The organism is Neorhizobium sp. P12A, assembly GCF_008365395.1.
In the GTDB taxonomy this organism is placed as follows: Bacteria; Pseudomonadota; Alphaproteobacteria; order Rhizobiales; family Rhizobiaceae; genus Rhizobium.
The window spans coordinates 648,839-662,463 of sequence record NZ_QOVX01000001.1 but is presented as its reverse complement, the minus strand read 5'-3'; the positions used below and the strand labels follow the sequence as shown (position 1 = coordinate 662,463).

Genomic DNA, 13,625 nt, shown 5'->3' with positions numbered 1-13,625 from the left:
GTTGCTTCATCGCCTGTATGGGCTCTAATGTGGTTGATGCTAAAAGGTTAAGACGATCTCGCCGCTGCTAGAACATCCACAAAGGGCTGGCCGCGGTCATAGCGCAGATTCGTTAGGGCACGTCGGATGGTGTTGTTTCTCTACAGCGAATAAGGCCGTGAAATGCAGCACGATTACGCAGTGAAACCCTTGGATATTTATGTCGGTAACGCGTGGCAAATCTTCAACGCCGGCTTCGGTTGTGATCGTGCGGAGGCTGCCATGTTTGCCGTTATTGATCTGCTACGCGAATTCGAAGAGCTTAGACCTGATTTCTTGCAGCGCGTCAGCCTGACCTTGGGCAAGGTGGATTGCTGGGGCACGGAACCTGGTGCCGTACCCAGGGAATTAATTGAACTTGCGATACACGAATTGCGGTGGCCTGAATTTCTTCAATTGATCGAACATCGTCGCTTGTCGTTCAAACATGATCGATCGCATATCGCCCTGCTTGAGGCCTTCGAGGCAAACTGGCCGGATCGAGAATACTACCAGCGTTACCAAGGCTGAGCCTTGGATAAGCTCCGCAGCTATGCCGTAATTTCAATCAGGTCGGCTGCAAGAGCGGCTTATTTCCGAATTGCGTGCTCGATCGTTTCGATAAGCACTGAGCCAAGATCGTTCGGGTCTGAAATGGCAGCAAAATTCTTGTAGAATGCGGATGTGTCAAATCCGATTCCGATCCCAATTAACTCGACAATGCGCTCCCGCTCTATTCGAGCAATGACCTCTTTCAGGTGCCGGACGAGAAAACCTTTATCATTGGCAAGGAGGGTTGAGTCATCAGCCGGGACGCCATCCGAAAGAACAATCAGGATGCGTCTCTGGGCGGTAATTTCCATCTGACGGGATACTGCCCATTCGATTGCCTCGCCATCGATATTCTCTTTCGGGAGATCCGGCCGGAGCATCGGTTTGAGTAAATCGCCCATGGTTCCGGCCCGATGATTTTGGGCAGATTTGTATATGATGTGAAGTGTATCTGCGAGCCTGCCCGGCGCTTTAGGTTCGCCCCTGCGTTCCCAAAGTTGGCGTGATTGTCCGCCCTTCCATCCGACCGAGGTAAAGCCAAGGACTTCAGTCCTAATTCCCAATTGGGTCAAGAAGTCCTGCGCGATATCGCAGGCCGCGGCGGCCATCAACATTTTCTGACCGCGCATTGAACCTGACTGGTCAATCAGAATGGTTACGACGACACCATGAAGTTCTTCAGACTTTAAAGTTGCGCGGATTTCACTCGAAGCTTCCAAGGAAGCTATATGAGCTTTTGTTCTCCAATGTTGCAGTGCGCTAGAGAATTCGTCCCATGCTTGCGCGTGATCTGTCTTTTGGTTGGCAGGTAGACGACCTAGGATCGAATCCAACTCATATGCATGCACAGTGACATCGAATTCTCTCGTGAAGACATGATAGCTCTTTGGCACATTCTCGTCTTGTCGAGGTGTCTTAAGCGGTTGCTGTGCCGTGAATAACGACTTGATGCCACGAAAAACCTGAATCATATTTTGCGCCATTCATTTGAAATGAGAGGCAATCTACACGAAGTTGATTGCGCAAACAGTGGTTGTATTAATTCTCGAGATCACAAGAGCTCTTTTAGGGTTAGTCGAATCCATCACGGCAATTGCCAATCAAAACGCCGCAGACCTGTCAGCAGCGACTATTCCACTCCCGGCGCCGGATGGCTCAGCGCAAAAGTCTGCGCCTCCTTCTGCAGCCATTCACAGAACAGAACCGATTTCCTGTTTCGCCGTGCCCGCCGCAGCGCTACATATTCGTGACCGCTTTCGAGGAAGCCCATGGGCGCGATGAGGCGGCCGAAGCGGATGTCGTCGGTCACATAGGGCCAGGGGGCGACGCAGACGCCGAGCCCGGCGCCCGCTGCCTCCAGCATGAAATAGAAGTGCTCATATTCGACGCGCCCGCCGCCTTCGACTGATATGCCTGATCGCGCCAGCCAGTCGCCCCAGGCGCGAAGGCGGGTGCGGGTGTGCAGCACGGGCATGCCGGCGAAATGCGTTGCGACCGTCTCGGCAAGCGATGGGGCGAGCACCGGGCCGGTCTGCTCCGGGAATAGCGCGATCACTTCTGCGCCCTCGGGCCAGGGTGCGGTGCCGACACGGATTGCGACATCGAAGCCGTCGCGGGCAAAGTCCACCGGCTTCGGCGAGGCCGTCAGGCGCACCTCGATGTTGGGATATTCCGCCTGAAACCGATAGAGCCTGGGGATCAGCCAGCGCATGGTGAAGGTGCCGGGGCAGGAGACATCCAGGGGGCCTTCCTCGGTATCTGCCACCGAGCGCACCGACATATCCATCTGGTCAAAGGCGGCGTTGAGGCCGGACAGAAGGACAGAGCCGGCCTCGGTCAGGCGCTGCCTGTTCTTCGGTCCTTCGAAGAGCGGAACGCCGAGCACCTCTTCCAGATGCTGGATCTGGCGACTGACGGCGCTGTGGGTGACGTTCAGCTCTTCTGCCGCCAGCGTCATGCGACCATGACGGCCGGCAGCCTCGAAGGCGCGCAGGGCATTGAGCGAGGGTAGGCGGCGCGCCATCTCCATTCTCTCATGTGAGTTTTTCGAACAATATTTGTTCAATCATATCGGTTTTCTTCCTTTCCGCCATGGTGTTTCTTGATCTCGAAAATCAGACTATGTCCTTGAGGGAACAATGATCGACGAAGCTTCTCGTTTTTCGCCCCGGCGGAGCTATGTCTGTATCCAACCTTTCAGCCGCAAGCTGCGGCCAGTGCGATGACGGAGACCCAGATGTCCAGCAGACACAATGACGGCAGTGCAGGCGATGCCAATTACGGCGTGATCGGCGTCGACTACACGAAATACCGCCAGCCCGATCCGCATATCGCGGAATTTATCCGCGCGGCGCTCGGGGATGCAAAGAAGGTGCTGAATGTCGGTGCCGGTGCCGGTTCCTATGAACCGGTCGACCGGGATCTGACGGCGGTGGAGCCTTCGGCTTCGATGCGGGCGCAGCGTCCGTCGCATCTGCCTCGGGCGATCGACGCGACGGCGGAAAAGCTTCCCTTCGAGGACGATGCCTTCGATGGCAGTATGGCGACCTTCACCGTGCATCAATGGTCCGACCTGAAAGCGGGCATCGGCGAGATGCGCCGCGTCACCCGCGGCCCGGTGCTGATCCTCAGTTGCGACCCGGACGAACTGGAGCGTAGCTGGCTGCACGATTATGCGCCTGAAATGATCAAGGTCGAGGCGCGGCGCTATCCCGCCATGAAGACGATCGCGGAAATGCTGGGCGGCACGGTTGAGATCAAAGCGGTTCCGATCCCGCTCCATTGCGTCGATGGATTCGGGGAGGGGTATTACGGACGGCCGGAGCGGCTGCTCGATCCCGGCGCGCGGCTTGCAAACTCCGCATGGAGTTTCGTCGACAAGTCGGTTGGCGATCGCTTCGTCGAAGAGCTCGGGCGCGACCTGAAGGACGGAACGTGGGATGCGCGCTACGGCCATTTGCGCAGCCAGCCTTTCTTCGAGGGATCGCTGCGCCTCATCATCGGCAGGCCGTAAGGAGCCGGTCATGAAGGACGAGCTTCGCGCCCTCAAATCGCTTGCAGGTTCCTTTCCGTCCTTCAATGCGGAGGATGCGCCGGATGATCCGAAAGACCTGTTTTCCGCATGGCTTCGAGAGGCAATCGAAGCCGGCATCCGCGAGCCGCATGCAATGACGCTGTCGACCGTCGACGAGACGGGCTCGCCGGATGCCCGCGTGCTGATCCTGAAGAATCTCGATGAACGCGGCTTTCACTTCGCCACGTCCAATGCCGGTCCGAAGGGCTGGCAGATCGCGGTCAGCCCCTATGTCGCGCTCACCTTCTATTGGTCGCCGCTTGGCCGGCAGGTTCGCATCCGCGGCGTTGCGATCGAGACGGCATCGCATGAGCGCGATGTCGATTTTCTGGCGCGACCGGCGGGATCACGCGCCGCAGCGCTTCTGAACCGGCAGAGTGACGTGCTCTCATCGGATGCTGATCTCGATGCCGGGCTTGCGGAGCAGCGCCTTCGTCTGGCGGATCAGCCCGATCTCATCGCACCGAACTGGGCGGTCTTCGTTGTCATGCCACATGAGGTGGAGTTCTGGCAGGGCAACCAGGAGCGCCGTCACCAGCGGCTGCGCTACCGCCGCGACCGGGGAGGTTGGATACAGGAGCGGCTCTGGCCGTGAGAGCCGATATCAGCCAAAGCCGATTGCGCCGTCTACCTGACGACGAGGACCGGGATCGTCGAATTCGCCAGAACCTCTGATGTCTGGCTGCCCAGCAGCAGCCGGCTGACGCCGCGGCGTCCGTGCGAGGATATGACAATCAGCCCGCAATTCCGTGTCAGCGCGGCCTCGAGAATGGCTGAGGCAGGGGAGACGTCGATTTCGGTGACGAAATCGATCGCAACGTCCGCCTTCGCCGCTTTCTCGCGGACAAGCGCTTCCAGTTCCTTCAATTCTGTCTGAATGCCCTGATTATAACTATCCAGCGCCTGGCCCTGCACGACACCCTGAAGCGCAAAGCCGGTGAGCGGGACAATGACCGTCAGAATCGTTGCCGGAATATTGAGAGCCTTGGCAAGAGCGAGACCGTGATCAACGCCCTTGGCTGCGAGTTCGGACCCGTCCGTCGGGAGCAATATGCGGTTGTACATGGGAATTCCATCTCCACTGATTGAACTATGGACTTCATCTATCATCCGTAGCGCCGCGTCCTGACCTCCGTCAATCGGCCATGCCTCCAGCGCCTAAATCGCCGCAGGCCAAAATGATGCGTTGGAGGCCCGACCCATACTCTACGCGCCTTCGACGGCATCAGTCGATGGTTTTTCAAAGGGTTGAGAGCGTGGCATGAGCAGATTAAACGTAACATCCCGGACGTCATTCCATTGAAGGTCCAACGGTTCAGCGAGGTCGCTGCGCAACAAAGACGCCTTGCTATGGCCCGGGATCGGCGTATGGTCTTCCTATCGGTGCTGCATGCATATCCACCGGCTTGCGATGGCCTGGGATTATTACATGTCTTGCTACAACCGGCCGCCTTCAAATCTTTGGAACAACGCACCGCGGTGTGAATTAGCCTTGGAAACCCAAGGAGCGAGCGATGATATTTGATCCAGATGACGGCATTGTCGTTTCCTCTGAACGACTTGAAGCCTGCGAAGCATCGCTTGAAGGCGAATTCGGCGACATGATTGACCATGCCCTGAGCCGCGGATGGTCCCTCGACGAGGCGCTGGTCGCAATCGCCGAACTGGTCTCCAAGGAGTTCGCGTCGCCCAAACGGTCCGTCACGACGCACTGACCGCGCGCTGTCAGTGCGGTCGATATCACCAGCCAATCAGACGATTCGGCCTCGCGCGGCGACTGGCCATACGCCGGAAATCCCACCCTTTTCGAGTACGGTCACGGCATCGACCATGTTGGTTACGACGCAGGCGTGGTTCGGCACGATGCGGAGCTTGTCGCCGACCTTCAGATTGATCGGGCCTTCTGTCACGAGGCGGCCGTGTTCCTCCGAAAGCTGGTCGATGGCGATGTCATCGCGGCCAAGCACATGGCCATAGCCGGAAAGTCCGAGGAGGTCGGAGGTCAGCGTTTTCGAGCCGGCATCGATGATGGCGCGGTTGGCCGCCGGCACCGAAACGACGGTCGCCAGCACTGTCAGCGCGCAATCGTCCCAGCTGCAGACTCCGCGGGCAACCAGCGAACGGTCGTTATAGACATAGGTGCCGGGCCGGTATTCCGTCGTGACCGGGGCATCGGCTGCATGCATCATCGACGGCGTTCCGCCCGAGGTAATAACAGGGACCGCGATGCCCGCCGCTTCGATAAGCGCCTTGGCGCGGGACATGAAGGTCTCGACGGCGGCCGCGCCATTGACCGGCGGATAGGTCATCAAGCCGCCGAAAACGAGGCCGGGTGCCTTGGCGATCCGCTGTGCGAGCGCGGCTGCGGCTTCCGGGGTCGCCACGCCGCAGCGGTCGGCGCCGGTGTTACATTCCACCAGGACTGAAAGCGGTGCGGGCTGCGAAGCAAAGGTGCTGGAAAGGCCGTCGATGATCACTTCATTGTCGGCAACGACGCTGAGCGTCACCTTCCGGGCGAGCGCTGCCAGGTGCTCCAGCTTTTCCGCACCGAGGATGTTGTAGGTGATCAGCACGTCGCGGATCTGAGGGCTGCCCTCGATCATTGCCTCGGCTTCCGACACCTTTTGGCAGGTGATGCCTATCGCGCCTGCTTTCAGCTGCATTTCCGCGATGGCCGGCAATTTGTGCGTCTTGATGTGCGGGCGGACCTTGAGCCCGTGAGCGTCGGCATAGGCCTGGAAGCGATCGATGTTGCGGTGGACGATATCGAGATCGACCAGGACGGCCGGTGTGTTCAGCGTTTCAAGCGTCTTTGCGGCCATGATCGTGAGAACTCCCAAAAATTTTGATGCAATTTCAGGCAGAAGAAAATGCTGCACGCTCCTGTGCAGAATCCTGCCCGGCCATCCCTTGACAATTTATGCATCTTGGCTCTGAATACGTCAATCCAGTAAAACAGACACGTGTCCAAAATACTGGACATCTGAAAATGACCGTTCATTAGGGGAACATCATGATCAATTCACTCCGCGCCAGCGCGCTTTCGCTGGCAACCGCACTCCTTCTTTCCGCCATGCCCGCATTCGCCCAGCAGGCGACCAGCAAGCTCGACGAGGTTCTGGCCCGCGGCCATCTCGTCCTCGGCACCGGCAGCACCAATGCGCCGTGGCACTTCAAGAGCGCCGACGACAAGCTTCAGGGCTTCGACATCGACATGGGCCGCATTATCGCCAAGGCGCTGTTCGGCGATCCCGACAAGATCGAGTATGTCGTCCAGTCGTCGGATGCGCGTATCCCGAACATCACCACCAACAAGGTCGACATCACCTGCCAGTTCATGACTGTCACCGGCGAGCGCGCCCAGCAGATCGCCTTCACCATTCCCTACTACCGGGAAGGCGTCGGCCTCATGCTGAAGGCTGACAGCAAATATGCCGATTATGCCGCGCTGAAGGCTGCCGGTTCGTCCGTGACCATCGCCGTCTTGCAGAACGTCTATGCCGAAGACATGGTGCATGCGGCCCTGCCGGGCGCGACCGTCGACCAATATGAATCGGTCGACCTGATCTACCAGGCGCTCGAATCCGGCCGTGCCGATGCGGTTGCAACCGACCAGTCGTCGCTGGCCTGGTACATGACGCAGAACCCGGGCCGCTATAAGGATGCCGGCTACGGCTGGAATCCCCAAACCTATGCCTGCGGCGTCAAGCGTGGCGATCAGGATTGGCTGAACTTCGTCAACACCGCCCTGCACGAGGCGATGACGGGCGTCGAGTTCGACTTCTATGCCAAGTCCTACAAGACCTGGTTCGGCAAAGATCTCACTCCGCCGCCGATCGGCTTCCCGGTCGAGTACAAGTAAGCCAAACATAAGCCGTCGGGGACGAGGGGGTTGCCCTTCGTCCCTTTCCTACGCCTCTACGGCAGGATGCCGCCATGGGTTATACGCTCAATTTCGCCGCCGTGTGGCGCAGCTTCGACCAGCTTCTTGAAGGTTTGCTGCTCAGCCTCGGCCTGGCTTTCATTTCCATTCTGATCGGCGCTGCCATCGGCCTGCTCGTCGCCTTCGCTCTGACCGCCAAGAGCGGCTGGATCAGGCGGCCCGCCGCCGGTTACGTAACGATCATCCGCAACCTGCCGATCCTGGTACTGGTGCTTTTCGCCTATTTCGCGCTGCCGCAACTGGGTTTTCGTATCACGAAGATCCAAAGCTTCGTGGCGGTCCTTTCGATCTATTCCGGTGCCTATCTGGCCGAGGTCTTTCGCGCCGGGCTTGTCTCGATCCCAAAAGGTCTGACGGAGGCGGGGCTGGCCATCGGGCTGACGCCTTTGCAGATCCGGGTATCGATCATCGTGCCGTTGATGCTGCGCAATGTCCTGCCGTCGCTCTCCTCCACCGTGATCTCGCTGTTTAAAGATACGTCGCTGGCGGCGGCCATCGCCGTGCCCGAACTGACCTTCGAGGCGCGCAAGATCAATGTCGAGACCTTCCGGGTCATCGAGACATGGATCGTTGCCTCAGGTCTCTATATCGCCACCTGTTCCGTGCTGGCCGCGCTGATGCGCGTGGTCGAGCGTCGGCTTGCCGTTCCGAGGTGACGCCATGATGGATTTTTCCGCTTTCCTCGCTCAGCTCTGGATTGCCCGCTTCGTCATCCTCAAGGGGCTTGGCGTCACGGTTTCGATTTCGCTTCTGTCGATCGTCGTCGGCTCGCTGCTCGGCGTGCTCGTCGGTCTGGCGCTGGTTTACGGCAACGGGTTCGTGCGCTTCGTGGTGCGGTGCTATACGGACTTCATTCGCGGCACTCCGGTGCTCGTGCTGGTTCTTGCCAGCTATTATGTGCTATCCGCTGTCGGCATCGACCTCGGTACCTTCCAGGCCGGTGTGCTGGCGCTGGCGATCTTCTGCTCTTCCCATGTGGGCGAGATTGTCCGTGGTGGACTGCAGGCTATTCCAAAGGGCCAGACGGAAGCTGCCAAGGCGATCGGCCTGACCTTCCGGCAAACCTTTGCATACGTGCTCTGGCCGCAGGCGCTGCGCCAGTTCCTGCCCACCTGGGTGAATACGGCAGCCGAGATGGTCAAGGCGTCGACACTTCTGTCCGTCATCGGCGTCGCCGAGCTCCTGCTGCGCACGCAGGAAATCATCTCGCGCAATTTCATGAGCCTGCAGTTCTATTTCTTCGTTGGGCTTCTCTATTTCGTCATCAACTACGGCATCGAGCGGTTCGGCAAATATGTCGAACGCAAGACTGCCGTACCGTCGTAAGGCTGCGGTCATGAGCAAGGTACTTCTCGAAATACAGGGTCTGCGCAAGCAGTATGGCGCCGTCGAGGTGCTGAAGGGCGTCGACTGCACGATGCACCAGGGCGAGGTGATCTCGATCATCGGCTCCTCCGGTTCCGGCAAGACGACGATGCTTCGCTGCATCAATATGCTGGAGGATTTCCAGGGCGGACATATCCGTCTCGACGGCGAGGAAATCGGCTACGACCAGAGCGGCTCGTCGCGCAAGCGCAAGAGCGAGAAGGAGATTGCCCGCCAGCGCGCGCTGACCGGCATGGCCTTCCAGCAATTCAACCTCTTTCCGCATTTGACGGCGGCGAAGAATGTGATGCTCGGCCTCGTCAAGGTGAAGAAGATGCCGCATGACGAGGCGCGTGCGCTCGCCGAAAAATGGCTCGACCGCGTCGGCTTGGCGTCCCGCGCCGATCACTATCCCGGGCAGCTTTCGGGCGGGCAGCAGCAGCGCGTCGCCATCGCTCGCGCCATCGCCATGGCGCCTCGCCTGATGCTGTTCGACGAGGTGACGTCGGCGCTCGATCCGGAACTGGTGGGCGAGGTGCTGCAGGTAATCAAGGGGCTCGCTGCCGACGGCATGAGCATGCTGCTCGTCACGCACGAGATGCGCTTTGCCTATGAAGTGTCCTCCCGGGTCATCTTCATGAACCAGGGCGTCATCTGCGAGGAAGGCAATCCGAAGGAGATGTTCGTGAAGCCGAAGACGGAACGGCTCGCCGAATTCCTCAAGACATCCAGTTTCAACTAAAACAAAAGAGAGAACATCCTATGACTATCAAGCGTTATGGTGCTGGCGAAACGGGTGCCGGCGGACAGCCCCTGCCTTTTGCGCGTGCTGTCGAAGCCAATGGATGGCTGCATGTTTCCGGTCAGGTGCCGATGGAGAAGGGCGAGATCGTCCGCGGCGGCATCGTTGCCGAAAGCCGCAAGGCGATTGAAAACCTGATCACCATCCTGCATGAGGCCGGCTACGGCATCGAGGATGTGGTTCGTGTCGGCGTCTGGCTGGACGATCCGCGTGATTTCTGGAGTTTCAACGGCGTCTATGCCGAATATTTCGGCGCCAACCCGCCAGCCCGCGCCTGCGTACAGTCGCGTATGATGGTGGACTGCAAGGTAGAGGTCGATTGCATCGCCTATCGGGCGGACAGGGCTTGAATTGACAGGCGCGGCTTGCAAAGGTCGCGCTCTCATTTTTGACGAGGATAGATCGAATGGCTGACGGCGCAGAAGACATCGTATCAAGGCGCACCCGCGGCCTCGATCGAGCCTTCGAGATCCTGGAGTTTCTTCGCACGAAGCGCCAGCCGATGCGCCCGAACGAGATTGCCGTCGAGATCGGTGCGCCGCGCTCTTCGGTCTATGAACTGATCAATCTCCTTCTGCGCCATGGCATGCTGGATTATCAGGGCGGGGATGGCCGCGTGTTCCTCGGCCGCAAGCTCTATTTCTTCGGCACGGCCTATGCCGACCAGTTCGACCTGATGCGTGAGTCCGAAGCCATGCTGGCCCGACTGGCGGAAGAAACCCGCGAGACGGCGCAGATGTGTCTGCTGGAGGGCAACAAATATACCGTTGCCATGATGCGCGAGGGTATTCGCGCATTCCGCATTTCTTCGAATGTCGGCGAGCTGGTTCCGATCCCCTGGACGGCTTCCGGCCGCTTGCTTGTTTCGCATCTCACCGATGAAGAGATTTTAGATCTCATTCCGACTGACGATTTCCTGTTGCCGAGCGGTAAAAGGCTCGATCCCGAGAAGTTCATCGCCGAGGTCCGGCAGGCGACATCGGACGGCTATTTTACCTTCAATAGCGAAGTCGAGACCTTTACCCACTGTTTTGCGGTGCCGGTGCACCAGGCTGATGGTCAATGTGTCGCGACGCTCTGTCTCGTGGCACCGAAGGAAGACGGCCTGAGAAATCGGCAGGCCTATCTGAAGAGCCTGCTTGCCGCAGCACATGAGCTATCCGAACAGCTCGGTTACGCCACCGGCCGAAAGCGCGCCGAGAAATAGTTCCTCAGAAATAGATAAACCGGCGTCCGAATGGCAAGATCGGGCGCCGGTTTGCTCTCAGGCAGCCTCAAGGCTGCACTTGTCTTTGATTTCGTTTAGACCGGCGAATGCAAGAATACCGGCATCACGCCGCCGGCTGCCTTCTTGGAAAGATAGAGCCGGCTGGTATCGAGGGCCTCGCGAATGGTGACATCCATATCGAGATAGCGGTAAGTGCCGAGCCGTCCAACGAAGGTAACTGCGGTTTCCCGTTCAGCGCGCGAAACGTATTGCGCAAGCTGTTCCTTCTCTTCGACCAGACGGATCGGGTAATAGGGGATGTCGTCGGGGCCGCAGACGCGGGAGAATTCACGATAGCAAACGGTACCAGCATGCTCCTCCCAGGGAGAGAAATGCTTGTGTTCCGTCACGCGCGTATGGGGGACAGAGACATCCCCATAGTTCATGACCGCGCAGCCCTGGTAGTCACCCTGGTAGGTGAAGCGCTCGAAATCGAGCGTGCGATAGCCGAGCCGGCCCAGTTCATAGTTGAAATAGCCGTCAAGCGGACCGGAATAAAAGACGTGGGCGAAGTTCTCGCTCTGGGAACGATGAAAGTGCGTCTCGAGGTTCACCGTGATGTTGGGATGATCGAAAATACGCTCGATCATCGCGGTGTAGCCGTTCTCGGGCATTCCCTGGTATTTGTGGAAGAAGTAGTTGTCGTCGTAGTTGAAACGCACCGGAAGCCGCTTCAGGATGGAAGCCGGCAGATCAGTGGGCGAGCAGCCCCACTGTTTCTGGGTATATCCCTTGAAAAAGGCCTCATAGAGGTCTCCACCGACAAAGCGCAGCGCTTGCTCTTCGAAGGTTTTCGGATCCTCGATGGTCTTATCGGCCTGTTCGTCGATGAAGGCGCGTGCCTCGTCCGGGCGGAAGGTCTTGCCGAAGAACTGGTTGATCGTGTGCAGGTTGACGGGAAGGGAATAAACCTGACCCTTGCTCGTCGTCTTGACGCGGTTCTTATAGGGCATGAATGTCTGGAAGGCGTTCACATATTCCCAGATCTCGGTGTCGTCGGTGTGGAAGATGTGGGGTCCGTAGACATGAACCATGACCCCGGTCTCTTTGTCCCGCTCCGTATGGCAGTTGCCGGCGATATGGTTGCGAGTGTCAAAGACCTCGATCTGATAGCCGGCCTGTGCGAGTTCACGCCCGATGACCGCACCCGAAAGTCCAGCCCCAACCACTGCAATTTTCCCGTTCGCGCCCATTCCAAACCAGTCCCGTTTTGCGTTTCGTCGTGCAGAGTTGCCTGCACCGGCGGACGGCCGCTGCAGGCGAGAAGACTTACCGGCAGCACGTCGATCGACGCGCTGCACTGTCGCGGGCGGCGGCCCGCTCAATGGCCTCTACGACGCAAGCCTGCTGCGCATGAGTTCGCCATAGGCATCGATCAGGCGATCCAGTTCCAGACCTTGTTCCTGCGTCCCGAAACTCAGGTGACTGACGATAAAATCCGAATAGATCGCTGAGGGACGGTCGAGGAAGGTCGGCAGGTCAACCGTCAGGGCATACTCGTCGTCGCACTTCGGCAGGGCCAGATGCATCAGGTCCTTGCCGAGCCAAGATATGAAGTTGATCGAGTGGCGCTCTTTCCATTCGACAACGCTGGTCGCCAAGGGCAGGTGCTTGCTCTCCGTCTGGAGGAAGTAGTCATGCAGCGCGGTGGCCCGTTCCGGACTTTGCCACAGGCTGCCCCCGAAACCGCCGGGGGGCCGCTCGAACTCCCCGAGATAGTAGGGAAGCGACCCCGCCGCCTGCTGAAAATAGGCGCAGACGCCATTGTTCACGACATTGGCCGAGACGACGAAATAATTAGGGTTGGCTCTTCTGAATTCAATGAATTCGCTGAGCTTCTCAAGATTCATGTAAACGATGTCGTCGTCGCACTTCAAAAAGAGCGCGTCGGAGAAATTCTGTAATCTTTTCGAATAATAATCGTAGGCCTGCCAGTAAGGCGTGCTCTCCTGGTTGCCGACGTAACGGCGAATGGGGGAGTGCACGTCGCAAAGTTCGAGATCGGCTCCCCAGCCGCCACTGATCATCACCGATGCGCCGGACTGCAGGTTCAGGTCAGCCCACTTGCCGATCGTCACATCATTCACATGAAGTGCCAAGACGCCGTCTGCCTCGATATTGAGGACAATCTGGTTCGCCATGCCCGGCGAAAGAGCGCCGGGTGTCGACCGAGCCCATAAATTTGGTACATTTGCGCGATCGAAGTTCTTCAATCCCGTGCGGGGGACATGCCGCAGCACGGACTGTTTGTTGCCCCATCCGCCGACGACAAGTTCGAAGAAAGTATCGCTGTTGTCGTTAGGAACGACGGCAATATGAAGGTCGCGGATGATCTTGGCGCTCGTGCGGAATGAGGAACGCGGCGTCACCGTGCCCTTGAACTGGTAAGGTACCGCGGATCCCATATAACGAGCCGGGCCGAATTCGCGCGTTACCCATTCGTGATCTTCGGGCGAGCGCGTGAAATCCCAGATGTGCCATTCATCTATGATCCCATCATCCATCGCCTTGCGGATGTACTGGGTCAGGATTTCCATTCTTTTCTGACGCCCGGCAAACGTCACCAGTATGACTGGGGTCATCGTATCCTCATAGCATTGCAACG

The 13,625-nt window shown here is 58.5% G+C and carries 16 protein-coding genes; 10 read left to right on the top strand and 6 right to left on the bottom strand.

The window, feature by feature from the left end; all coding sequences use genetic code 11:
• Window positions 1-162 precede the first annotated feature (162 nt).
• A complete protein-coding gene (locus tag DTW90_RS03110; protein ID WP_149336345.1) occupies window positions 163-549 on the top strand; it encodes a hypothetical protein in 387 nt (128 codons plus the stop codon).
• A gap of 59 nt (window positions 550-608) precedes the next feature.
• Here the strand turns inward: DTW90_RS03110 and DTW90_RS03105 are convergent, their stop codons facing one another.
• Both DTW90_RS03105 and DTW90_RS03100 read right to left on the bottom strand, forming a co-directional pair.
• Complete coding sequence (locus tag DTW90_RS03105; RefSeq protein ID WP_149336343.1) at window positions 609-1,541, bottom strand: cobalamin biosynthesis protein CobT; 933 nt, start codon at window positions 1,539-1,541, stop codon at window positions 609-611.
• A gap of 158 nt (window positions 1,542-1,699) precedes the next feature.
• Entirely contained in the window at window positions 1,700-2,593 is an 894-nt protein-coding gene (locus tag DTW90_RS03100) for a LysR family transcriptional regulator (RefSeq protein WP_149336341.1), read from the bottom strand.
• Window positions 2,594-2,806: 213 nt separating this feature from the next.
• Between DTW90_RS03100 and DTW90_RS03095 the strand changes: the two genes are divergently transcribed.
• Both DTW90_RS03095 and DTW90_RS03090 read left to right on the top strand, forming a co-directional pair.
• Entirely contained in the window at window positions 2,807-3,583 is a 777-nt protein-coding gene (locus DTW90_RS03095) for a methyltransferase domain-containing protein (protein ID WP_149336339.1), read from the top strand.
• 10 nt (window positions 3,584-3,593) lie between these two features.
• Window positions 3,594-4,238 carry a pyridoxal 5'-phosphate synthase gene (locus DTW90_RS03090; protein ID WP_149336337.1) on the top strand — a complete coding sequence of 215 codons (645 nt, stop codon included), beginning with the start codon at window positions 3,594-3,596 and terminating at the stop codon, window positions 4,236-4,238.
• 32 nt (window positions 4,239-4,270) lie between these two features.
• On the opposite strand, the gene DTW90_RS03085 is transcribed toward DTW90_RS03090, so the two are convergent.
• A complete protein-coding gene (locus DTW90_RS03085) occupies window positions 4,271-4,708 on the bottom strand; it encodes a universal stress protein (RefSeq protein ID WP_132518825.1) in 438 nt (145 codons plus the stop codon).
• A 449-nt stretch (window positions 4,709-5,157) separates the two neighbouring features.
• Between DTW90_RS03085 and DTW90_RS03080 the strand changes: the two genes are divergently transcribed.
• Window positions 5,158-5,358, top strand: coding sequence for a hypothetical protein (locus DTW90_RS03080; RefSeq protein ID WP_132518827.1), 201 nt, complete (start codon window positions 5,158-5,160; stop codon window positions 5,356-5,358).
• A 36-nt stretch (window positions 5,359-5,394) separates the two neighbouring features.
• On the opposite strand, the gene DTW90_RS03075 is transcribed toward DTW90_RS03080, so the two are convergent.
• Window positions 5,395-6,465 (bottom strand): D-TA family PLP-dependent enzyme, encoded by a 1,071-nt coding sequence (locus tag DTW90_RS03075; protein WP_149336335.1) that lies wholly within the window; start codon window positions 6,463-6,465, stop codon window positions 5,395-5,397.
• 191 nt (window positions 6,466-6,656) lie between these two features.
• Between DTW90_RS03075 and DTW90_RS03070 the strand changes: the two genes are divergently transcribed.
• From DTW90_RS03070 to DTW90_RS03045, 6 genes are all read left to right on the top strand, one after another.
• Window positions 6,657-7,505 carry a transporter substrate-binding domain-containing protein gene (locus DTW90_RS03070; protein WP_132518831.1) on the top strand — a complete coding sequence of 283 codons (849 nt, stop codon included), beginning with the start codon at window positions 6,657-6,659 and terminating at the stop codon, window positions 7,503-7,505.
• Window positions 7,506-7,579: 74 nt separating this feature from the next.
• Window positions 7,580-8,242 (top strand): amino acid ABC transporter permease, encoded by a 663-nt coding sequence (locus DTW90_RS03065; RefSeq protein WP_149336334.1) that lies wholly within the window; start codon window positions 7,580-7,582, stop codon window positions 8,240-8,242.
• A gap of 4 nt (window positions 8,243-8,246) precedes the next feature.
• Window positions 8,247-8,912, top strand: coding sequence for an amino acid ABC transporter permease (locus DTW90_RS03060; protein ID WP_188079865.1), 666 nt, complete (start codon window positions 8,247-8,249; stop codon window positions 8,910-8,912).
• A 10-nt stretch (window positions 8,913-8,922) separates the two neighbouring features.
• Window positions 8,923-9,693: an amino acid ABC transporter ATP-binding protein gene (locus DTW90_RS03055; protein WP_149336332.1), complete on the top strand. Its 771-nt coding sequence runs from the start codon at window positions 8,923-8,925 to the stop codon at window positions 9,691-9,693.
• A 20-nt stretch (window positions 9,694-9,713) separates the two neighbouring features.
• Window positions 9,714-10,103 (top strand): RidA family protein, encoded by a 390-nt coding sequence (locus tag DTW90_RS03050; RefSeq protein WP_149336330.1) that lies wholly within the window; start codon window positions 9,714-9,716, stop codon window positions 10,101-10,103.
• 56 nt (window positions 10,104-10,159) lie between these two features.
• Window positions 10,160-10,960 carry an IclR family transcriptional regulator gene (locus tag DTW90_RS03045; RefSeq protein ID WP_132518839.1) on the top strand — a complete coding sequence of 267 codons (801 nt, stop codon included), beginning with the start codon at window positions 10,160-10,162 and terminating at the stop codon, window positions 10,958-10,960.
• Between the two features lie 95 nt (window positions 10,961-11,055).
• Here DTW90_RS03045 and glf read toward each other — a convergent pair whose 3' ends face one another.
• Both glf and DTW90_RS03035 read right to left on the bottom strand, forming a co-directional pair.
• Window positions 11,056-12,213 (bottom strand): UDP-galactopyranose mutase, encoded by a 1,158-nt coding sequence (gene glf / locus DTW90_RS03040; protein ID WP_149336328.1) that lies wholly within the window; start codon window positions 12,211-12,213, stop codon window positions 11,056-11,058.
• A gap of 138 nt (window positions 12,214-12,351) precedes the next feature.
• Window positions 12,352-13,602 carry a hypothetical protein gene (locus tag DTW90_RS03035; protein WP_132518843.1) on the bottom strand — a complete coding sequence of 417 codons (1,251 nt, stop codon included), beginning with the start codon at window positions 13,600-13,602 and terminating at the stop codon, window positions 12,352-12,354.
• Window positions 13,603-13,625 lie beyond the last annotated feature (23 nt).